This window comes from Sphingobium bisphenolivorans (genome assembly GCF_000412635.1).
GTDB classification, from domain to species: domain Bacteria; phylum Pseudomonadota; class Alphaproteobacteria; order Sphingomonadales; family Sphingomonadaceae; genus Sphingobium; species Sphingobium bisphenolivorans.
Genome location: NZ_ASTG01000003.1, coordinates 49,263 through 69,841, shown reverse-complemented (window position 1 = coordinate 69,841; position 20,579 = coordinate 49,263). Strand labels below are relative to the sequence as shown.

The following is a 20,579-nucleotide window of genomic DNA, read 5'->3' as shown; positions in this document are numbered from 1 at the left end:
CTTTAATCATTTAGGACCCGACACTTTCTACAATGTCATGCCGATCTATGCGCCGCCTGCACGATCGAAGATGCCAGCTTCGGATTGACCTCCGCCAGATGATCGAACCGCGCCTCATAATGAGCCATGCCCTGGCTGAGCGAGCGGACCTCCGCCTCCAGCCCGTGCAATCCCGCCTCCGGCAGCAGCACCTCGATCACGTCCCAATGCGACCAACCCTCCCGCGCGCTCATCCGTAGCATCTGGCCGCGCCGGCTGGATATGGCGGAGGTGATGCGAGATGTGGCGTTGCCGGGCGTGGTGATCGTCACATGCGCGACCGGTTCCAGCAGATAGGGGGAGGCGCCCGCCAGCGCATCCGCCATGGCGATCCGTGCCGCCGTGCGGAAGGCGAGTTCCGAACTGTCGACGCTATGGAAGGACCCATCGACCAGCACGGCCGCGACATCGACCACGGGGAAGCCGAGCGGCCCCTTCGCCACGGCGTCATGCACGCCCTTCTCCACCGCGGGAATCCATTGCTTGGGCACCGCACCGCCGGTGATCTTCTCCTGAAACTGGATACCCTCGCCGCGGTCGAGCGGTCGGATCTCCAGCACGACGTCGCCATATTGGCCGTGACCGCCCGACTGCTTCTTGTGCCGGCCGCGCTGGGTCGTCGGCTTGCGGATCGATTCCCTGTAGGGAATAGTCGGCGCCTGAACCGATACCGCCACGCCATAACGCCGTTTCAGCCGGTTGATCGCGACCGCCAGATGCTCGTCGCTCATGCCGTGCAGCAGCGTTTCCCGCGACGCTTCATCCTGATCCCAGCGCAGGCCGGGGTCCTCCTCCGCCAGCTTGTTGAGCGCGGCCGACAGCCGCACCTCGTCCTTATGGTCCTTGGTCGCGATCGCGACGGCACAGTTCGCCACTGGCTGCTCGATATCGAAGCCGGGCGCTGCCGCCTTCTTTCCGATGCCGATCACATGACCCCGCTGAATCGCATCGATCTTGGCGATGCCGACGACAGCGCCCGCCGGGGCAGAAGCGATCTTCGTGGTAGAGGCGCCCTGAACCGCGAATAGCCCGCCAGCCCGCGCCGACTGCCCGTCGCCGTTCACCAGTTCCGCGCCGTCGGCCATCGACCCGCCGAACAGCCGCGCCAGCGCCAGTCGCCCGACGGTCGCGGCATGAGAAATCTTGAAGACCAACCCGGCCGCACCCTCCACGCCCAGCCGCTCCGCTGTTTCGGCAGGATGCGGCGCATCGTGGCGCAGCAGCTTCAAGAGGCGCCTGATGCCAAAGCCGTTCAGCGCCGATCCGAACAGCACCGGCACGATCCGGCCGCTCGCCGTCTCCCGCGCGAGATCGGCGAAGATCATGTCCAGACTTGGATGTTCGTCGGAGAGCAGCTGTTCCAGCAAAGCGTCGTCATGGTCCGCCAGCTGCTCCAGCATATGAAAGCGTGCAGTCTGCTCATCCGCCTGCAATTCCGGGGCGAGCGCAATCTGCTGCGAGGGCTTCCCCGCCTCATAATGATAGGCCCGCTCCAGCGCAAGGTCGACGAAACCGTCCACCCGCTCGCCCGCCCGGATCGGGATTTGCCGTGCGACCAGCGCCGCATTGCTCATGGGCGCCAGCGCCTCCAGCAGCTGCTGGATATTACCCCGCGCCTGATCGATCTTGTTGACGAACAGCGCGTGCGGAACGCCGGCCCGCTCCAGCCGCCGCAGCGTCGGCTCGACCAGCGCGGCGCGCGCGGGGTCCGGATCGACCACGACGATGGCAAGGTCGCAAATGGCAAGCGCCAATTCCCCATCGGCCGAAAAGCCGGGTGATCCCGCTATGTCGATCAGCGTGAAGCCATCGCCCATCCAGTCGAAATGCATGAGGTTGAGTTCGGTCGAGCTGCCCCGCTCCCGCGCTTCGGCGCTGGCGTCCCCCACGCTGCTTGCCCCCTGTACCGAACCTTGTCGGGGAATGGCTCCGGCGATGAACAGCATCGCCTCCGCCAGACTGGTCTTGCCCGCACCAGCAGGGCCGACGAGTGCCACGGCCCGCATGTCGCTACCGCCCATCACGCTCTCCTCCATCTCGCCGATCTCTCTTGGCGGAGACGGCCGTTTGGAACGTGGATGTTCGCCCGATCTCGTTTCAAAGGCAAGGGCTCCAAAGGGGAAGATCGCAAGTGCAAATTTGTCGATCACTTCCGGTTCGGCACGCAACGCACCTCGCCGCGCCGCGTTGGAACGCAAGCGGATAAGGAGAGAAAAGATGCAGGTTCCCCATAACGCGAGGATCGTGGTTGCCGATGGCAGGAAGATGCTGCTGCTCAGAAATGAGGGCGACGGCGAGTTGCTGAACCTTCAGGTGGAGCAGCACAAGATCCACGAAAGTCCCAAGGACTCCGATCAGAAAAGTGACCGGGCCGGACAATCGTCATCCACCCAATCGGGGCCCGGCGCACCGGCGGCTGCGCAGAATGGATCGATGCATGCACGCGGCGGCGGCGCGCAGTTCGCGCCATCCCGGGGCAGCATGGAAGAAACCGACTATCACCAGATGGAGGAAGACCAGTTCGCCACAAGCATCGCCGAGCTTCTGAACAAGCAGGCGCTGGCCGGCGCCTATGAGTCGCTGATCGTCGTCGCGCCACCCCGCACACTGGGCGAACTGCGCAAACATTATCACAAGGAAGTGGTGGACCGGTTGAAGGGTGAGGTCAGCAAGGACCTGACTGGACATACCATCCCGCAGATCGAGGAGGCGTTAGCCGCAGCGTGACGGGTTTGGGCATGCGGCAAAGCTTAACCGTTGATAACATGGCGGTTCAGCTTGCCGCTAGGAGAAGGGTGGAAAAGAGGTGGTCACAGACGAAACATAACGGGTCGAGGAGTTCATCAATGACCATTCGCAAGTCCATTCTCGCCATCGCGCTAGCCGCCTCAACCGTCACCGCCATGGTTCCGGCGACGTCCTTCGCCCATGACGGGGGCCGAGGCTGGCATCGCCATGGACGTCATGACGATCGCGCCCGCTATGTCGACCGGCGCGGCTATCGCGACGACTATCGCTATCGCTGCCGCAAGTCGGGCGGGACCACCGGCCTGCTGCTCGGCGGTGTGGCGGGCGCGCTTCTCGGACGTGCGGTGGACACGCGCGGCGATCGGGCTCCGGGAACCATCATCGGCGCCGGGGCGGGCGCGCTCGCTGGCCGGGCGATCGACCGCAATTCCAGCTGCTGATTCCCACATCTTTCAGCCAAGCCATGAAACGGGCGGGTCATCATCGACCCGCCCGTTTCTTTTCGCTAGAGAATATGATCGAAGGCCAGACTTACCTGCGGTGAAACAATGATGGACCCCGATTACGAGTTGTTTGCGACCATCGTCGATGAAGGCGGGATGGCCGCGGCGGGGCGCAGGCTGAATATCTCGCCTGCGATGGTTTCGAAGCGGCTGGTGCGGCTGGAGGATCGGCTGGGCGCACGCCTCATCCATCGCACGACGCGCCGCCTGTCGCTCACCCCCACGGGCGAGCGGCTGCGGGAAGATCTGCGCTTCATCCTGGCAGCGCTGGATGAGGCAGAGCGCAGGGTGTCCGGCGCGTCCGCCGAGGCGTCGGGCACCTTGCGGATCACCGCGCCCACCTCTTTCGGCCGTATGCATGTCGCGCCCTATCTCGCAAGCTTCCTCGATGCGCATCCCAAGGTCGACCTAGAGATCGACCTTTCGGACGAATATGCCGACCTGATCGCGAAACGGGCTGATCTCGCCATCCGCATCACCGCGGATCCGGGGCCGGGGCTGCATGCTATGCGGCTCGCCGACAATCGGCGGATATTGTGTGCGGCACCCTCCTATCTCGATCGCTTCGGGGTGCCCGCCAGCATCGCCGATCTTGCCCGGCATCGGCTTTTGGCGGCAGAGGGGCAGATGCCTTGGCGGCTCATGGGTCCTGTCGGCAGTGCCACAGTCGAAGGGCGCAGCCATGTCCGCACCAACAGCAGCGAGATGGTGCGCGAATTGGCGATGACAGGCGTCGGCATTGCCCTCCGTTCGGTCTGGGACGTCAGCAACGCGCTGGAAAGCGGCGCGGTGCGGCAGATATTGCCGGATTTTGAGGGATCGACGGACGTCTGCCTCTACGCCGTTCAGTTGCCACAAAAGAACCCGCCGCTCGCCATCACCGCCTTTGTGGATTTCCTGAAGCGGCTGTTCGCACCCGTCCCACCGTGGGAGCGTGGATCGGCCCAGCTGTCCGCTTGACGAAAAAAGGGAACCCGAGCGAGAACAGTGAGTTAAGAAGGGTGGACGCGGCCCGCGCACGGTTCCCCGGGGGCGGCCTGCGACCGTAGGAGCGTCCCGTCCCGCCTTCTGGGGCAAGGCGGGACGCTTTTTCGTGCGCCGATGCGATCGCCTTTGTCCACCAACCCAGCCTTGCAAGCAGAGGTAGCATCAACCCCTCGCCTCGCCTATGCCGGGTCATCATAGTGATAGAAAAAGAGAGTCATGGATGGCCCTGGTGAAGAAGGCGGCGCTCGGCAAGCGCCTATCCGGCAAGCCGATCGAGGCAACCGATAGCCAGCCGGTAGGCCTGAACGGCGCGAACCTGCCTGCGTCTATCGCGGAGCCACCGAAGGGTCGGCGGCCCCGCGCCAGGCAGAAGCCGGCCAATGCCCTGGAGCGGCTGGATCAGGCGACGCAAGCGCTGGCTAGCGGCCTGGGCGAGTCCGCATCCGCAGCGGCGGAGCTGCAGGTCAATATCGAGCAGATGGCCGGCGGCGCAGAAGAAGCCGCCGGTGCCGCCCAGGAGTCGCTGGGGCTGGTCGGCCATCTTCGCGCGCATTTTCGCGCGGCCAGCAATCGCGCCGCCGCGTCGCGCAGCCAGACCGAGCGGCTGGAAACCGCCTTCACGGATATGGCCGGCCATATCGAGGCCTCCATGGCGGCCATCGAGTTGAACGCGCGCCGGCAACTCGGTTCGGTCGCAGCGATCGAGCAGCTTGAAACCGCGGCTGCCCGCATAGCTACGGTCGGCGATACGGTGGGTGACCTCGCCGAGCAAACGGGCATGCTGGCGCTGAACGCCTCCATCGAGGCGACCCGGGCCGGGGAAAGCGGTACGGGCTTCGGCATCGTCGCGGACGAGGTGCGCGAACTCGCCGAAAGCTCCGAAGCCAGCGCAGCCGATGTCCGCAGGCTCGCCGCCAGGATCGCGGAGGAGGTCCGCGCCGTCGCCGCGCGCATCCGCTCGGCAAGCGAACGCGCTGCCGAGGCGGCCCAGAGTGGCAGCCGCATCAGTACCGCCTTTGAGGAGGCGCGCGCGGCTCTCGCCGTGGTGTTGAGCGGCGCGCATGAGATTGCCAGCGCGGCCGTGCAGGCGGAGGCTGCGGCGACGGAGGCTGAGCGAGGCGCCGAACAGGTGGCTTCCGCCGCCGAAGAGCAGTCGGCGTCGGCGGCAGAGGCGCAGCAGGCGATCGAGCAGCAGGCCGTGTCGCTGGAGCAGAGCCAGCAGACCGCGGAAGCGCTGGCGGAGCTGAGCGGCAGCTTGGGCGCCGGCGGCACCGCAACGCACGCCGTGGATCAGGTGGCCGCCGCTGCCGAACAATTGTCCGCGACCGTCCAGGAGCTCTCGGGCGCGTCCAGCCAGATCCAGATCGCCATCGAGCAGATCGCCCGCGGTGCGCAGTTGCAAAGCGCGGCGACGCTGCAGGCGAGCACAGCCATGGGACAGATCGAAACCAGCGCGGACGTTGCCAAGGCTCGCGCCACCGTAGCCCTCGAACGGCTCGCGGCCATTGTCGACACAGTGGGCGAGAGCAGTGCGACCCTCAGCGCTCTCATCAAGGGCGTTGGCGATGCTGTCGAGGAAACGCGCGCGGTGCTGGACATGCTCGCTTCGCTGGGTGAAACGGCCCGCCGTGCCGAAAAGATCGCCGACGCGCTGGCGCTCGGCGCGCTTCAGACCAACATGCTGGGGGTGAGCGGCGCTGTGGAGGCGACGCGTGCCGGCGAGGCGGGGCAGGCCTTCGCCACGGTCACGACGGACATTCGGAAGCTCGCGCGCAACCTCGCCGGCAATGCCGAAGACGGCAAGGATGTGGTGCGCGCCATCCAGGACGGCATACAGTCGGCGCGGCGTGACCTCGATCAGATCGCCGCAGCAGGCGAGGCGGAGGCGGCGCGCAACGAAGCCCTGCTCGCACGCTTCGCCGAAATGGCCGCCGACCTCGACGCCACGCGTGCCGATAATGGCGCGATCGCGGAGGGCGCCGAAGCGATAGCGCGCGCGGCAAGCGAAGTCAGAACCGGTTGCGAGCAGATCGCCAAGGCGGCCGAACTGGCATCCGAGGCCGCCCGGGAGGCCGGCGTTGCGGCTCATCAGCAGGCAAAGGGGACCGAATTGCTCGCCGCCGCGATCGAAGACATCGCGTCGCTGGCCGTGTCGCTCCATGTCCGCGCCGAGCAGCCGGGGGCATGACGGCGACGCCCCGGCTCGTCTTCCGGATCGGAAAGCGGCGTTACGCTCTGCCGTCGGAGCGGGTGCGGGAACTGACCCGGCTGCCTCGACTGACGCCGGTTCCTCTGGCACCCGCAGGCTTGCTGGGGCTTGGCAATGTCCGGGGAGAGACATTGGCGGTCCTTTCCCCGGCGGCGCTGGTTAACGGGGATGACACGGACACCGCGCGTCAATTGTTGGTCCTCGCAGGCGCCGACCGGATAGCACTGGCGGTCGATGCCGTCGAACGGCTTGATCAAGCTGGGCCGAAGGGGCTTGCCGCGACGGCGGACGACATTGCCGACCTGCCGATCGACCAGATGATCGCCGCAGCTTTTCCGCCGCGCGTAAGCGCACGCCGGTCGGGACCCCGTGCCCAGTCGGCTGAGCGGGCAGCGGTGGCCGACGAACGTGTAGCCCTGCTGCAAATGTCGGTCGGCGACCAGAATTTCGCCTTGCCGGTCGAAGAGGTCGTCGAGGTTCTGCGCGTACCGGATGCGATCGCACGCCTGCCGGGCGCCGATGCCGCAGTCATCGGAACGATCGCCTGGCGGGACAGGACCTTGGGTGTCTTGTCCCTGGCAGCTTTGCTGGGACTGACCCGCGCAGTGTCATCCGGGGACTCACATGGCCGGATCGTCGTGGTCGCGATGGGCAGTCACGCGCTGGGGCTGCTGGTGGATCGTATCCATGCGCTTTTTCAGGCGCCCGCGGTCCGCATCGATCCGGTGCCAGCGACCGTCCTGAGACAGGATGGGGAGGCCCGCATCCGGGCCATTTATCGGCCCCAGGATGGCGGCAGGCTGATATCGATACTGGCCGCCGACCAGTTGCTCAGCGAACCACGCACACGCCATCTTCTCGCCAGCGCTGCTCCTGCCGACGTTGGATCCCACCAGGCATCAGGCGTAACGGAGCGCGTCTTCCTGCTGCCAGTCGCGATCGGGCCGCATCATCTCGCTTTTCCTGTCGAGGCAGTGGAGGCAGTGGCCCCCTGCCCCGCCCGGCTGACGCGAGTACCGGGCGCCCCCGAGTGGCTGCTCGGCCTCAGCGCGTCCGATGGCAAGCCGCTCGCCGTCATAGACCAGGTCCGCCGGCTGACCGGAGTCGCCGCCGGCGGCGGGCGGCAACGCATGGTCATGCTGCGCGCGGATGGTCAGCGTATCGGTTTCCTGGTCGACGATGCGCGGGCGATCATTGCAGCCGACCGGCATGCCCTCGCCCCCGCACCTGTGCCCGAATGCCTGGCGGCGGGCATATTCGGTGATGCATTGCAACGCCCGGAGGACGCCGGCGCCGACACGATGCTCGTGATCGAGCCGGCCGCGCTCATTTCCTCAGCGGAGCAGGCATTGCTGGCGGAAGTCGCCTGCCGCTCATCGACGGCGCGCGCATGACAAGACTGCTGATCGTCGACGACAGCCCTCTGATGCGGCAGCTGCTGGCGGAAATCTTCGCCGAGGCCGGAGATTTCGAGATCGAAATCGCGCGCGGTGCGGACGAAGCCCTGGCAAAGCTCGACAGCTTCTCGCCCGACGTGGTCACGCTCGACATCCACATGCCGGGCATGGACGGGCTGACCTGCCTCGACCGCATCATGATCGAGCGGCCGACGCCCGTCGTCATGGTGTCCTCGCTGACCGAGGAAGGCGCTGACGAGACGCTGGAGGCGTTGGAACTGGGGGCGGTCGACTTCATCGCCAAGCCGCGCGGCCCGCTGTCGCTCCAGATCGATGACATCGCGTCGGACCTCATCGCCAAGGTGCGCGGGGCTGCGAGCGCCCATATTCCCCGGAGCACGCGGCTGGCAGAGCGGGTTCGCCGGCAGAGGGTCGCCGGTCGTTCTCAGCCCAACGCTGCTCCTGCTGCGCTGCCTGCCCGACATCGACGCAGCGCGGCGGCGAGCGCGCGGCCGCGCCCCAGCGGCGAAGGGCTGCCTGCTGTTCAGGCCGTGCTGGTGGGTGTCTCGACCGGCGGTCCGCCGGCTCTGGATGCGCTGCTCGGGCCATTGCCGACGGATTTTCCCTGGCCGCTCATCATCGCTCAGCATATGCCGGCGAGCTTCACCGGCCCGCTCGCCCGCCGGCTCGACCGCGCATGTGCCATCCGGGTAGTGGAGGTGAGCCATCCCGCTCCTCTCGAACCCGGCACCGCTTATATCGGACGGGGCGACGCCGACCTCCTCTTCTCTCGCCGCGCCGGCATTCCCCATGTCCTCGCGGCTCCGATCCAGGCCGATCGGCTCTGGCATCCGAGCGCCGAGCGCATGGTGGAAAGCGCGCGCACGGTCTTTGCGGCGCAGGCGCTTGTCGGCGTGCTGATGACGGGCATGGGCTATGATGGCGCTCAGGCGATGGCCGAACTGCGGCGCGATGGCGGCCATGTGCTGGCGCAGGATGAGGCAAGCTCTGTAGTCTGGGGGATGCCGGGTGCGCTGGTCGCGCTGGACGGCGCCGACATGGTGCTGCCGCTGGACAACCTTGCGCCCCAGCTTCTCGCCTGGGCGGCGCGATGACGGGGGCGAGTGCGGAGACGGTGCTGACCGGCGCCTCGCTGGAGCAACTCGCCACGTTGCTCTACCGGCTGACGGGGATGCGGTTCGGGGAGAAGAAACGCTATTATCTGGAACGCCGCGTCGCGCTGCGGATGAAACGCACGGCGGTAACGGATATCGCCCGCTACCTGCTGCTGCTGGAACGCGACCCGCATGAGCGGCAGTTGCTGATCAACGCCGTCACGATCAACGAAACCTATTTCTATCGGGAGGAGCATCAACTCGCCGCGCTGGCGGAAGAGATATTGCCTGCCGTCGCCGCCGCGAAAAAGCCGGGCGATCTGATCCGCATATGGTCGCTGCCCTGCTCCACCGGCGAAGAAGCCTATTCGATCGCGCTATGGCTGCTGGAACAATGGCCGTTGGTCGATGCCTATCATGTCGAAATCGTGGGATCGGACGTAGACACCCATGCGCTGGATGCCGCGCGCGAAGGCTATTATGGGCCGCGCGCGCTGGCACGCCTCTCCGGCACTATCCTGAGCGCCTATTTCGAGCGAGAGCAGCATCATCGCCGGCGCATCGTCCCGGACTTGCGGGAGTCGGTGCTGTTCACGCAGGCCAATCTGAACGACGCCGCCTCCGTCGCGAGTCAGGGGCAGTTCGACATCATCCTTTGCCGTAACCTGCTCATCTATTTCGATGATCTTTCGCGGGCGAAGGCGGCCGGGCATCTGCACGACGCGCTGCTGCCGGGCGGGTACCTGTTCCTTGGTCACAGCGAATCCATGACCCGGATCGACGATCGTTTCGATCCGGTTCGCTTGTCCGGGGCAATCGGCTATCGTCGCCGATGATGGACGATCTTCTCGAACAATTCCTGCTGGAAGGGCGCGATCTGGTCGCGCAGGCGCATGCCGCGCTCGTCGCGCTTGGGCGCGAAGGCGAAGATCGCGACGCCCTCGACAGCCTGTTCCGCGCTGCCCATACATTGAAGGGCTCTGTCGCTCTGTTCGACATGGCGCCGGCAGAGCAGCTGCTGCATGCTGCGGAGGCAAGGCTGGAAGCGGCTCGCAAGCGGCACATCCTGTTGGACGAAGCGGCGCTGGATGCCCTGGTGGCGGTCATCGACCAAACCGACCGCTGGATCGACGCCATGGAAACGGCGGGCAGGCTGGATCAAGACGCGGCAGAGCGGGCGGCGGGGCTTGCGAGATCGCTTGAGGGCGAGGAACATGCTCGCGCGGCCGCACCGGGCCGATCGGCCGAGGAAAGCGACTGGATCGCCGACCTGCGGGCAAGGCCGGAATTTCGCCAGATCGATGCTCAAACTGCTCGAACCGCATTCCGCTACATGCCCGACGCCGACTGTTTCTTCCGGGGGGAGGACCCGCTCGCGACGGCAGGCGGCGTACCCGATCTGCTTGCCCTCGCCGTGCTGCCGGCCGGCGGGGAGTGGCCCGCGCTCGAGACATGCGAGCCCTTCCGCTGCATGGCGGTTATCGAAGGGCTGAGCGGCGCCGACGAGGCGGCGGTGCGCGCCGCCTTTCGGCTGGTACCCGATCAGGTGCTGGTCGAAGCTATTGGGCCTGCCCTTGCACCGGACACCGCTGCGCAACCGGAGATCGGCGCTACATTGCGCGTGGAAGCGGCGCGGCTCGACCAATTGGCCGATCAGAGCGGCGAACTGGCGGTGGCGATCCGCAGCCTGAAACCGATCGCGGAGCGGCTGCGTTCACTGGATCCGGCCCTCGCCGCCGAGCTGAGCACGGCGGAAGAACAGATCAGCCGCGTGGCCGATGAAGTCCGGCGGTCGGTCGCTCAGGTGCGGCTGGTATCGCTGGAGCCGGTGCTGCGCCGCTTGCCGCGGCTTGCGCGGGAAGCGGCGGCCGGTCTGGGCAAGGCGGTCCGCTTCACGCTGGAGGGAGAGCATGTTCGCGCCGACAAGCAGATGGCCGACCAACTGTTCGAACCGCTGCTGCACCTTGTACGGAACGCTGTCGATCATGGGATAGAAGCGGCTGAGGAGCGGGGGGCTTCTGGCAAGCCGGGCGAGGGCCAGATCAGGCTTTCGGTCCAGCAGGATGGCGCGTATGTCATGATCCTGCTGGCGGACGATGGGCGGGGGATCGATCCGGCAAGGATGCGGGAAGCCGCCGTGGCCAAGGGTCTGATCGGTGGAGAGGCAGCCGGCTCGCTGAGCGACGCGGCGGCTTTGCAACTCGTCTTCCTGCCCGGCTTCTCCACCGCGAACAGCGCCACCAGCCTGTCCGGGCGCGGGGTCGGCATGGACGCGGTGAAGACTGCGGTCGATCGGCTGGCCGGAACCATCACCATCGAGAGCGAAGCGGGCATTGGAACCCGCGTGCGGCTGCGGCTCCCGGCGACCGCGATCACGACGCCCTTGCTTCTGGTGCGCGCAGGCGATCAGCAACTGGGCATCCGGCTGGACCAGATTGCGGAGACAGCGCGGATCGAGGCGGCGGCGATCCACCCTGTCGGCCACGCCCGCGCCTGTGTGTGGCGCGACCAGACCGTGCCGGTGCTGGACCTTGGCTCGGTGCTAGGCCTTGCACCCGCGTTAGACAGTATTGCGCGCCTGATCGTGACCGATACCGGCCCGTGCCGCACGGCACTTCGTGTCGCGCATTTCGGCGAGCGGTTCGACGCCGTCGTGCGCGAGGGCACCGGGCTGATCGCCGCCATGCCGGCGGTGGCGGGCACGACCATCTTGGCCGACGGCAGCGTGCTGCTGGTCCTGGACCTTGCGGAGCTGGTCGCATGAGCGTGATGGTCGACAAGGACCGCATCCGCCTGATCGGAGCCGCCAGAGTGGAGGACGCCGAGCCGCTGCTCGCGGCATTGCTGGAGCATCCTGCCCTGCCGGTCGACATAAGCGCTTTCACCCGCGCCCATCTGGCGGTGGTGCAGTTGCTTCATGCCGCCGGTCGGCCGCTGACCGGAAGCCCGGACGGTTCCTTTCTGCGCGACGTCGCACTCACCTGTCTGATGCAGATCAACGCGTAACGATTTTGATTCCGGCTTCACCGGAACGCCCCTATAGCTCCCGATGCACCGTAGTTTTCCGGAGTCGTAAATGCCCGTTACCGTATTGATCGTCGACGACAGCAAGCTGGCGCGGATCGTCGCGGGCAAAGCGGTGGCCGAGCTGCATCCCGAATGGCAGAAGGTGGAGGCAGGCAGCGGCGCGCAGGCGATCGATCTGCTGGGCAGGGAGCCGGCCGACATCGCCCTCATCGATTTCAACATGGTGGAGCAGGACGGGTTGGAACTTGCGCGCGAGATACGCGCTTTGAGGCCCGACATGCCGATCGCCATCATCACCGCCAATATCCAGGACGAGATCATCGCGCAGGCGCGTGAGGTCGGCGCCGCTTTCATTCCCAAGCCCGTCACCAGCGACGGCCTCGCCGGCTTTCTGTCCGGCGCTGCGCTCAAGCTGAGGTCGAGCAAGGAATGACAGCCGATCAGGTGACGCTGAGCGAGCTTGAGCGGGATGCGCTGACGGAAATCGTCAATATCGGCGTCAGCCGTGCGGCGTCTTCCTTGAGGAAGATGATCGGCGATCAGGTGCTGCTGTCCGTACCGTCGATCGAAGTGGTGAACCAGCGCCGTGCCGCCCGGCTGATCAGCGAGCGGGAAGTTGTCGATCTGGTCGCGGTGCGGCAGGATTTTTCCGGCCCTTTTTCCGGCCGTGCGCTGCTGATCTTCCCCGAAACGAACAGCCTCGAACTGGTGCGCGCGGTAACCGGCGGCGAACTGTCGGCCGAGGAAGTGGTCGAGATGGAACAGGAGGCGCTTGCCGAAACGGGCAATGTCATCCTCAACAGCTGCCTTGCGACGATGGCGAACATGCTGAAGCGGTCGCTATCTATGACCATCCCCGAAGTGCTGCGGGGCAATGGCGCGCTCCTGTTCGAAGTCGACGAGGAAGCCGCGGCCGACGGGCTGGTGCTGTTCCTCTATATCGACTTCGCCGTGCGCCAGCGGGACATTCGCGGCTATATCGCGATGCTGATGGATATTCCTTCGCTCTCGACGCTCAAGGAACTGCTGGACGAGTTCATCGCGCGCATCGTGGGGGAAGATGGCTGACGACACGCAAGCCATCAGCGCCGATCAGCTGCGCGCGGCGATGGCCGCCGCCGGCGCCAGCGGGGCGTGGGACTGGAACATCGTTCGGGACGAACTGACCGTCGATGCGCGGTTCGCCGAACTTTACGGCCTTAGCGAGGAGCTTGTAGGCAAGCCGCTGCCGACGACGACTTTCTTCCGGGCCATCCACCCCGATGACCGGGCGCGAATCCGCATCGCGGTCGCCGGGCTGCTTGCCGGGGCCGAGCTTTTTTCCAAGGAGTTCCGTGTGGTCGCCCCCCACGGATCGACGCTCTGGATGCATGGGCGCGGGCAGAGCCACCTCAACGATCAGGATGAACCGGTGCGCTTCACCGGCCTGATGGTCGACGTCACCGATCGCAAGCGCACGGAAGAGCGGCTGCGCGTGGCGCAGAGTGCGGGCGGCGTCGGCACGTTCGAATATCAGGACGGCTTTGCGACCGTTTCGGTATCCGGCGAATTCTGCCGCCTGCTCGGCCTGCATCCCGCCGAGCGGCTGCCGGTGCGCACGATCAATGCGGTTGTTTGCGACGGCGAGGAGCTCTTGATCCCGGAGGATGGGAAGGCACCCGTCAGCCTCGACCGCGAATTCAGGGTCCGGCGGAGCGACGATGAGGCGGAGCGCTGGATTGCCCGACGCGGCGAGGTGATTCGCGATGTGGAAGGCAGTGGTTATCGGCTGCTGGGCGTCATCTACGACGTCACCCTCTCCAAGCTACAGGAGATGCGCCTGCGCGAGCTGAACGACACGCTGGAGCAGCGGGTCGCGCAGGAGATAGAGGAGAGACTGCGGACGGAAGAGACGCTGCGCCAAGCGCAGAAGATGGAGGCGGTCGGGCAGCTGACCGGCGGCATCGCGCATGACTTCAACAATCTGCTGACGATCATCACCGGCAGCATCGACATGGCGTCCCGGCGGCTGGACAGTTCGGCAGACCCGCGCGTCGGGCGTGCGCTGGAACATGCGATGCGCGGCGCCGAGCGCGCGGCCGCGCTGACGCAGCGGCTGCTCGCCTTCTCCCGCCGCCAGCCGCTCGATCCACGAACAGTGGATGTGCCGCGCCTGCTGGCGGGCATGTCGGACCTCCTGACCCGCACGATTACAGAGGCGGTGGCGATCGCCATCGATGCGCCCGACGATGTCTGGACGATCGAGGCCGATCGGCATCAGCTGGAAAATGCGATATTGAACCTTGCAGTCAACGGCCGTGATGCGATGCCGCAAGGCGGATCGCTGACCATCACGGCGCGCAACCGCAGCGTTCGCGCCGACGAGCGCAGCGATGGACAACTTGTCGCCGGGGATTATGTCGCGATCGAGGTGATTGACGAAGGCGTCGGCATGGATGTCGAGACGCTGGGCAAAGTATTTGACCCCTTCTTTACCACCAAGGAGGTGGGCAAGGGCACCGGCCTTGGCCTGTCGATGGTCTATGGCTTTGCCAAACAGTCGGGCGGTAGCGTGCTGATCAAGTCGACGCCGGGCGTCGGCACCACGGTCACGCTGCTGCTGGCGCGCAGCATCCAGGATACGGAAGCGCCGATGGATACGGCGCGCGACGATGAGCCGTCCGGCAGCGCGTCGGAGACGATCCTGGTGGTCGAGGATGACGACGATGTGCGCGCCTACACGGTCGGGACCTTGCGGGAGCTTGGCTATCGCGTGATGGAGGCGCATGACGGGCCGACCGCCCTCGCCTTGCTGGAGAAGCAGGAGCAGCCCGTCAAGCTGCTGATCACCGACGTGGTCATGCCGCAAATGTCGGGCAGCGAGCTTGCCGCCGCCGCGCGCGAGCGGCAGCCGGGGCTGAATATCCTCTATACGTCGGGCTATCCGCGCGATGCCATCATGCGCGACGGGCGGCTGGACCACGGGGTGGACCTGCTGCCCAAGCCGTTCACGTTGCGCACCCTGGCGAGCCGGGTGCGGGAGATCATCGACCGGGGGTGAGACGGACGCAGCCGCAAGCTCCCTTCCGGCTGAGCGGAGGCGAAAACATCTCGCTGCGTGCGGGGTGCCCCTTCGACCGGCTCAGGGCGAACGAGGCTGGCCTGATGGGCTTTGGCTTGACCCGACTTCATCAACAACCGGCACGCCATAGTCCTTCAGCACCGCGCGGATTTTCCATGCCTTAAGCATAAGCTGCCGATCGATCGCTGCCTTGAGTTCCGGCTGATCCTTCGCCACGCCCATCGAGATATCGAACATCATCGGCCATTGCGCATCGTCCAGCCATGGCGTGACGGGCTCCAGCCACAGCGGTACAGAGGATCGCCGTGCCGCCCACCCGGCCAGCGGCCCCCAGACAAGCGCGGCGTCGATCTCCTCTTTCGCCGCGCCCCCGGGCTGAGGCCGAACGGGGTCATGCCCATCTGCACATAGGCGGCGTACCAGGGAATGGCGGAAAGCACCATCAGCGCGCCAAGGCCGCCGCCGACCATCGATGTGATGAAAAGGCAGAGGGCGGAAGTGAGATAGTCCGCCCTGCCCTGCCCGCGGGGCAGCATCGCCAACCAGAAGAGGAGCGCTGTGACCATAAAGCTCAAATGCTGTGTGACGTGCCATCCTTCGGAGGTGATGGCGCGGTCGAACAAGGCGGGCATGTGCCAGACGATGAGCGCGGCGGACTGGAGCGCGTTCTCCGCGACGAAGCGCGCGCGGTCTGCCTTCTTCACGCCCTGGCTGTGATAATCGCGCGTCTCCGGCTGCATCCGGCGAGCGCGAGCAGCAGCATCACGCAGTGCGGCAAGGCAAAGACATAGAGCCTTCCTCCCGCGTCGCTCTTCTGGATAAGGTCCGGCATCGCGTTGACGAAGCCGAGCGCGGAGGTCGGGTCCGCAGGGCCGAGGCGCCCAGCGAGGATCGCACCTGACCAGCCGCCCACTCCCGCGAAGATAGCGATAGGTCATGGGCATCCCGATGATGCCGCTGTCGAGCTTCTGCTGCTAGAGCAACTTGCCATTGCGGCGTCGACCGCCTTGAACCAACCGTCCATCGTTCCGTAGAAGACGACATCGCCCGCCCTCGCCAGCGCGCCGCTCCACAGCGACAGGTCCTCGCGTATGCGCCAGCCTGCTGCGCATTGCATCATCGCTATAATGCGACTCTGCGTTGGACAGCCGCGATGATCCAAAAAGGGGGCCCGCCGCTTTCTACCCTTGTCCCATCGAAGGAGAAGCAAACATGGCACAGAAGGGCGCAGGCGGTAATCCGGGCGCGATTACCAACAAGGGCGGCGATCCGGGTTCGGGCACAGAGAGCAAGAGCACGGGCGGCAAAGGCGGCGGCGGCCGCTCCGGCGGAAGCAAGAGCGGCAGCGGCGGGAACAGCGGCGCGGCCTCTAGCGGAGGCGGCAGCAAGTCCTGACGGTCAGGGGGCGGCGCTGTTGTTGCCGCCCTGAATTTCGGCCGCAGCGTTGGAAGCAGCGGGCGCATTGGGCGGCGTCTCTCCCGATCCGCTGACCGGGACGGGTGCGCTCATGCCGTTGCCGGGTGCGTCATCCATGCGGTTGATCGCAGCACCGTTGACTGCGGCATTCTGGTCGTTGCGCTCATTCTGCGAGCAAGCAGCCGCAGCCAGCAACGGCAGCAGCAACAGGGCATAGCGGGTCTTCATCTCATCCTCCATCTCAGGTCAGGGAAACGTCCAGCACCATCATCAGGCACAGACCGATGATGAAGCTGAGGTGCGGGCGGTCCGACCGCTCCTGTCCGATGGCGGGCGCGATCTGGCTCATGATCACGCTGATCATCGCGCCCGCCGCGATGCAGAGCGCCCAGGGCAGCAGGGGACGAAATTCCGCCACCAGCACGGCGCCCGCCGTGCCCGCGACAGGCTCGACCAGGCCGGAGGCGACAGCGCCAAGGAAGGCGAAGACCGGCGAATAGCGCAGCGCCAGCGCACAGCCGACCGCTATGCCTTCAGGAATATTCTGAATGCCGATGCCGAAGGCGGTCGCGCTGCCCTCTGCATAGGCGCCGTTGGCGAAGCTCACGCCCACGGCAAGGCCCTCGGGCGCATTGTGCAGGGTGATTGCGAGCACGAACAGCCAGATGGAGCGGGTCGCTGCTTTATCGCCGGAGAAGCAAGGCGCGTCGACCGCCGGGAGCAGGCGGCCGAGCGTCATCAGCATGCCCGCACCGATGGCGACGGAGCCCGCCGCGACCAGCGAGGCGCGCAGAGGGCCTGCTCCGTCGGCCTTCAGGTGAGCGAGTGCAGGGATGATGAGCGAGAAGAAAGATGCGGCGAGCATCACGCCCGCCGCAAAGCCCAGCAGCACGCCCTGGTAACGCTGCGCCGATCGGCCGATGCCCAATATCGGCAGGGCACCGACCGCCGTCGCCATGCCGGCCAGCAGGCTCCCTACTGCGCCCGCCATTTCGGGCGAGGGGGTCAAGGGCGTGCCTGCCAGACCGGCTCCATGCGCAGCGCCTCTATTCCGGGGTCTGCGCGCGTGCCATGGCCTTGGCTTCGGCCATGTCGGCAGCGCCGCCCTGATCCTCATCCGACAGCTTGCCTGCGCCGGGCCCGCCGCCCAGGTCGGCGCCGGTGGTCGGATCAGCAGCGGGATCGGAGGCGAGACGCGCGGACATGGCGGTATAATCCTCCATCTCCTGCCCCGCGAGTTGCACACTCGCAAGGCCGTCGCCGCCATCAACGGGCAGATTACCTTCGATATCGTCCATCCGCTCCCACTGTTCGCCGCTGTTCCAGGGGCCGGTCGTGTCCCCCTCTCCTTGCGAGGCGTTCACATAGAGATTGGCGAATGGCGCGAGGCCGGGAAGCTTGCCCGGAGGGAAATTGTCCTTGATCGAATAGAGCGCCTTTTCAAAGCTCTTCTGATGCGCCACTTCACGCGTCATCAGGAAGCCGAGCGCATCCTTGATCCCCGCATCGTCGGTGATGTTGATAAGGCGCTCATAGATGATTTTGGCACGGCTTTCCGCCGCGATGTTGGACCGCAGGTCGCAGGTCGGATCGCCGCGGCTGTCGACATAGGCAGCAGTCCACGGCACGCCCGAGGAGTTTGTAAGCGCAGGGCCGCCGCCATAGAGAATCGATTGGGTGTGGCTATCGCCGCCCTGGTTCAGCGACACATAAAGGTCCGCTTCCTCCAGTGACGCCTCGCTGAGAGCACCCTTGGCGCCCTTGTTGAGCATGGCGACGATGGAGCCGATGACCTCGAGATGGCTGAGTTCTTCCGTGGCAATGTCCAGCAGCATATCCTTGCGGCCCGGATCATCCTCCGCCAGTCCTTGCGTGAAGTAGCGCATGGCAGCGGCCAATTCTCCGTCAGGCCCGCCAAATTGTTCCAGCAGCAAAGACCCCAGAGCAGGATTAGGCTCGCTCACACGCACGGTATATTGCAGGCGTTTATTATGCATAAACATATTCAGATCTCCTCGGGATCTTGCGGTTCAGCCGATATGCGTTCCCTTTTTGCCGGTGGTCCTGCTCTGCCTGCCTTGTGCATTGTGGCAGCCGACCGCCAGCGCGCCTCCCAGAAATGTGGCGGCACCGATGCAGATAATGCCCGGCAGCAGCACCGCTGCCGCAACGGCTCTGTCAGCAAGCAACAGGTGCAGGATCAGTATGGACAGGCCGGAAAAGGCTATCCAGAGGCCGATAAGCAAGCGGCACCTGCCGGCGAAACCTGATCGCACGCTCACGATGATCTCCATAAGTGCTTGAGCAATGCAGAAGCCGATCCGTGGCGATCCGTTCCCACCATAGCGGAGGTCCGCTAACATGATTTAATGGGGAGCATTTAGGACCGGTTCAGAAACAACTTCCTGATGTTCGCGACGATCAGCTGTGATGTGCTCCCGCCGCCGCAGGAGCACATCGCATCATTTCGCGCCGCGCGACGGCCCGAATTTATGGTCCAGCTCTTGCGCCATCTTCCGGTGATGATCGACGACCTTGGCCGTGGCTTGTGCCAGCGGCTTCAGCGCTGCATTGTCGCCGCGATTGGCATAGCTGCTTTGCAGGTTGAAGGCCTCTTGATGTGCGGCGGCCTGCTGTCCGACATAGACGGAGTCGAATTCGGCGTCGCTCGCATCCTGTAAATTCTTGAGCATTGCCATGCGGCGCGCGTCGAGATTCTTCTCAGGCGCGATGTTGACGGGGTGACTGGCGACAAATTTGCGCAACTGCTCGCTGCTCTTCTTGTGATCGGCAACCATCATCTTGGCGAAGGCTTTGACCTCCGGCGCTCGGGCCCGCTCCATGGCGAGTTCCCCCGCCTGGATCTCATACATGTCGCTGATCGAGGATTGGGGGATATAGAAGGTCGTCGTTACCGCGTCATTGGGGCTAGAGACGCCTTCGGGCTTGGGCCCCTCATAATGTTTCGCGACGGTTGCGCTGCCGTTCGCGGGCTGCCCTTCTTCCGATGCGCCGTCGGTCTGACTGCATCCCCCAATCAGGAACATGGCGCAAGCCGCCGCCAGAGCGGCCCGCGGTCGAGTGAAAAGCTGCTTCATGGCTGTGTCCCTTCTCCGCCGGTTCCGGGTGCACCGATGCCGGGCATCGCGTTGGAACTGTGGGCAGGTCCCGCCTGGTTGATCGCTTCCTGCTGGTTCGTGCCGCCGGGCACACGGCCATTTTCCTGCTGGGCAGCGGGGCTGCAACCGCCGAGCAGGGCAGCCGCCGCCAATGTCAGGCATGGGATTGTCGAATGGCGATGATAATTCACGCGTTTCTCCTCATGTAGACGTTCGCCACTCAACGCCTGTCCCCAGGATTGGCGCCTGTGCGCATGGCAATCTGGGTTAGCGCAAGTTCGCTTTTGACGGCGGCGCCGGAACCGCATCGGCTGCGTACCCATTGAAAAGCCCGTTCAAAGCCGGTCGGCAAGCGCCGCCGGTGACCAGCGAAACAGGAGCAAGACATGTCCGTCCTCGACAGGATCGTTGCAGCAGTCACACCCCCGGAATCCGAAGAAGACCGCGCCAAGGCGCGTGAGAAGGCGCGGGCTGCCGCCGCTCCCGGCGACTGGCTGGACCAGATCCTCCAGCATCATGAGCAGATCGAAGCCGCCTTCGGCGAGGCTCGCGCCGCAACCGACGCGCAGAGCCGGACGCTGGCGCAACGCAGGCTGGGCGCATTGCTGACGGGTCATTCCAATGCGGAGGAAGCGGTGATCTATCCCCAGCTTTCCAACGATCACAAAACGCATATGGCGATGGCCTATGAGGAGCAGCAGGCGGCCAAGGTGCAGATGGCGCTGCTCGAAGCCCTCGACCCGCTCAGCCATGACTGGCTGGAGAAGCTGGAGCATATTCGCGGCGCGGTGGCGCATCACGTCTATGAAGAGGAAAATGACCGCTTCGTCCATTTGAAGGAAGAATTGCCGCCGGCCGATCAGGACCGGATGACGGCGCGCTACCGGGAGGAAATGTCCCGCTACGACGCCCAGATCTGAGCCGCTTCGGCCGGCATCGGAGCGATCGCCGGTCGAAC

At 65.6% G+C, this 20,579-nt stretch carries 23 protein-coding genes; 14 read left to right on the top strand and 9 right to left on the bottom strand.

Translation table 11 applies throughout. The features are described from left to right. Nucleotides 1-35: 35 nt before the first annotated feature. On the bottom strand, nucleotides 36-2,060 hold the full coding sequence (locus L858_RS0102635) for an elongation factor G (protein WP_152639755.1): 2,025 nt from the start codon (nucleotides 2,058-2,060) through the stop codon (nucleotides 36-38). A gap of 196 nt (nucleotides 2,061-2,256) precedes the next feature. On the opposite strand from L858_RS0102635, the gene L858_RS0102630 reads away from it, so the two are divergent. The 12 genes from L858_RS0102630 to L858_RS0102575 all read left to right on the top strand — a co-directional run bounded on the left by L858_RS0102630 (nucleotide 2,257) and on the right by L858_RS0102575 (nucleotide 15,065). Then, nucleotides 2,257-2,766 (top strand): host attachment family protein, encoded by a 510-nt coding sequence (locus tag L858_RS0102630; protein ID WP_022681595.1) that lies wholly within the window; start codon nucleotides 2,257-2,259, stop codon nucleotides 2,764-2,766. Nucleotides 2,767-2,885: 119 nt separating this feature from the next. Further along, nucleotides 2,886-3,227 (top strand): glycine zipper 2TM domain-containing protein, encoded by a 342-nt coding sequence (locus L858_RS0102625; protein ID WP_022681594.1) that lies wholly within the window; start codon nucleotides 2,886-2,888, stop codon nucleotides 3,225-3,227. A gap of 108 nt (nucleotides 3,228-3,335) precedes the next feature. Next, nucleotides 3,336-4,250: a LysR family transcriptional regulator gene (locus L858_RS0102620; protein WP_022681593.1), complete on the top strand. Its 915-nt coding sequence runs from the start codon at nucleotides 3,336-3,338 to the stop codon at nucleotides 4,248-4,250. 247 nt (nucleotides 4,251-4,497) lie between these two features. Beyond that, the gene (locus L858_RS0102615) at nucleotides 4,498-6,465 is read left to right on the top strand and encodes a methyl-accepting chemotaxis protein (RefSeq protein ID WP_022681592.1); all 1,968 of its coding nucleotides are present in this window, start codon (nucleotides 4,498-4,500) and stop codon (nucleotides 6,463-6,465) included. Beyond that, nucleotides 6,462-7,880: a chemotaxis protein CheW gene (locus L858_RS0102610; protein ID WP_022681591.1), complete on the top strand. Its 1,419-nt coding sequence runs from the start codon at nucleotides 6,462-6,464 to the stop codon at nucleotides 7,878-7,880. Before L858_RS0102615 ends, L858_RS0102610 begins: the two co-directional genes overlap by 4 nt. Further along, the gene (cheB, locus tag L858_RS0102605; protein ID WP_022681590.1) at nucleotides 7,877-8,998 is read left to right on the top strand and encodes a chemotaxis-specific protein-glutamate methyltransferase CheB; all 1,122 of its coding nucleotides are present in this window, start codon (nucleotides 7,877-7,879) and stop codon (nucleotides 8,996-8,998) included. Before L858_RS0102610 ends, cheB begins: the two co-directional genes overlap by 4 nt. After that, a complete protein-coding gene (locus L858_RS0102600) occupies nucleotides 8,995-9,834 on the top strand; it encodes a CheR family methyltransferase (RefSeq protein ID WP_022681589.1) in 840 nt (279 codons plus the stop codon). Before cheB ends, L858_RS0102600 begins: the two co-directional genes overlap by 4 nt. Beyond that, nucleotides 9,831-11,762 carry an ATP-binding protein gene (locus L858_RS0102595; RefSeq protein WP_022681588.1) on the top strand — a complete coding sequence of 644 codons (1,932 nt, stop codon included), beginning with the start codon at nucleotides 9,831-9,833 and terminating at the stop codon, nucleotides 11,760-11,762. Before L858_RS0102600 ends, L858_RS0102595 begins: the two co-directional genes overlap by 4 nt. Further along, nucleotides 11,759-12,004, top strand: coding sequence for a hypothetical protein (locus tag L858_RS19425; protein ID WP_022681587.1), 246 nt, complete (start codon nucleotides 11,759-11,761; stop codon nucleotides 12,002-12,004). The genes L858_RS0102595 and L858_RS19425 overlap by 4 nt, the downstream gene beginning before the upstream one ends. 70 nt (nucleotides 12,005-12,074) lie before the next feature. Next, nucleotides 12,075-12,458, top strand: coding sequence for a response regulator (locus tag L858_RS0102585; RefSeq protein ID WP_022681586.1), 384 nt, complete (start codon nucleotides 12,075-12,077; stop codon nucleotides 12,456-12,458). Continuing rightward, nucleotides 12,455-13,093 (top strand): chemotaxis protein CheX, encoded by a 639-nt coding sequence (locus L858_RS0102580; protein WP_022681585.1) that lies wholly within the window; start codon nucleotides 12,455-12,457, stop codon nucleotides 13,091-13,093. Before L858_RS0102585 ends, L858_RS0102580 begins: the two co-directional genes overlap by 4 nt. Beyond that, nucleotides 13,086-15,065 carry a hybrid sensor histidine kinase/response regulator gene (locus L858_RS0102575; protein WP_022681584.1) on the top strand — a complete coding sequence of 660 codons (1,980 nt, stop codon included), beginning with the start codon at nucleotides 13,086-13,088 and terminating at the stop codon, nucleotides 15,063-15,065. The genes L858_RS0102580 and L858_RS0102575 overlap by 8 nt, the downstream gene beginning before the upstream one ends. A gap of 81 nt (nucleotides 15,066-15,146) precedes the next feature. Here L858_RS0102575 and L858_RS21565 read toward each other — a convergent pair whose 3' ends face one another. After that, on the bottom strand, nucleotides 15,147-15,326 hold the full coding sequence (locus tag L858_RS21565) for a hypothetical protein (RefSeq protein WP_028055722.1): 180 nt from the start codon (nucleotides 15,324-15,326) through the stop codon (nucleotides 15,147-15,149). Further along, nucleotides 15,323-15,826, bottom strand: coding sequence for a cytochrome c oxidase assembly protein (locus L858_RS0102565; protein WP_022681582.1), 504 nt, complete (start codon nucleotides 15,824-15,826; stop codon nucleotides 15,323-15,325). The genes L858_RS21565 and L858_RS0102565 overlap by 4 nt, the downstream gene beginning before the upstream one ends. A 472-nt stretch (nucleotides 15,827-16,298) precedes the next feature. On the opposite strand from L858_RS0102565, the gene L858_RS21875 reads away from it, so the two are divergent. Continuing rightward, the gene (locus L858_RS21875; protein WP_028055721.1) at nucleotides 16,299-16,481 is read left to right on the top strand and encodes a hypothetical protein; all 183 of its coding nucleotides are present in this window, start codon (nucleotides 16,299-16,301) and stop codon (nucleotides 16,479-16,481) included. Between the two features lie 3 nt (nucleotides 16,482-16,484). Here L858_RS21875 and L858_RS19420 read toward each other — a convergent pair whose 3' ends face one another. The 6 genes from L858_RS19420 to L858_RS0102530 form a co-directional block, all read right to left on the bottom strand. Continuing rightward, nucleotides 16,485-16,730, bottom strand: a complete 246-nt coding sequence (locus L858_RS19420; protein WP_238564909.1) for a hypothetical protein — start codon at nucleotides 16,728-16,730, stop codon at nucleotides 16,485-16,487. A 13-nt stretch (nucleotides 16,731-16,743) separates the two neighbouring features. Beyond that, nucleotides 16,744-17,511: a ZIP family metal transporter gene (locus L858_RS0102550; protein WP_022681580.1), complete on the bottom strand. Its 768-nt coding sequence runs from the start codon at nucleotides 17,509-17,511 to the stop codon at nucleotides 16,744-16,746. Nucleotides 17,512-17,548: 37 nt separating this feature from the next. Beyond that, the gene (locus L858_RS0102545; protein ID WP_022681579.1) at nucleotides 17,549-18,505 is read right to left on the bottom strand and encodes a manganese catalase family protein; all 957 of its coding nucleotides are present in this window, start codon (nucleotides 18,503-18,505) and stop codon (nucleotides 17,549-17,551) included. Nucleotides 18,506-18,532: 27 nt separating this feature from the next. Continuing rightward, complete coding sequence (locus L858_RS0102540) at nucleotides 18,533-18,796, bottom strand: hypothetical protein (protein ID WP_022681578.1); 264 nt, start codon at nucleotides 18,794-18,796, stop codon at nucleotides 18,533-18,535. A gap of 168 nt (nucleotides 18,797-18,964) precedes the next feature. Beyond that, nucleotides 18,965-19,600 carry a DUF4142 domain-containing protein gene (locus L858_RS0102535; protein ID WP_022681577.1) on the bottom strand — a complete coding sequence of 212 codons (636 nt, stop codon included), beginning with the start codon at nucleotides 19,598-19,600 and terminating at the stop codon, nucleotides 18,965-18,967. Continuing rightward, nucleotides 19,597-19,812, bottom strand: coding sequence for a hypothetical protein (locus L858_RS0102530; protein WP_022681576.1), 216 nt, complete (start codon nucleotides 19,810-19,812; stop codon nucleotides 19,597-19,599). Before L858_RS0102530 ends, L858_RS0102535 begins: the two co-directional genes overlap by 4 nt. A gap of 195 nt (nucleotides 19,813-20,007) precedes the next feature. On the opposite strand from L858_RS0102530, the gene L858_RS0102525 reads away from it, so the two are divergent. Beyond that, nucleotides 20,008-20,541: a hemerythrin domain-containing protein gene (locus tag L858_RS0102525; protein WP_022681575.1), complete on the top strand. Its 534-nt coding sequence runs from the start codon at nucleotides 20,008-20,010 to the stop codon at nucleotides 20,539-20,541. The last annotated feature ends 38 nt before the right edge of the window (nucleotides 20,542-20,579 follow it).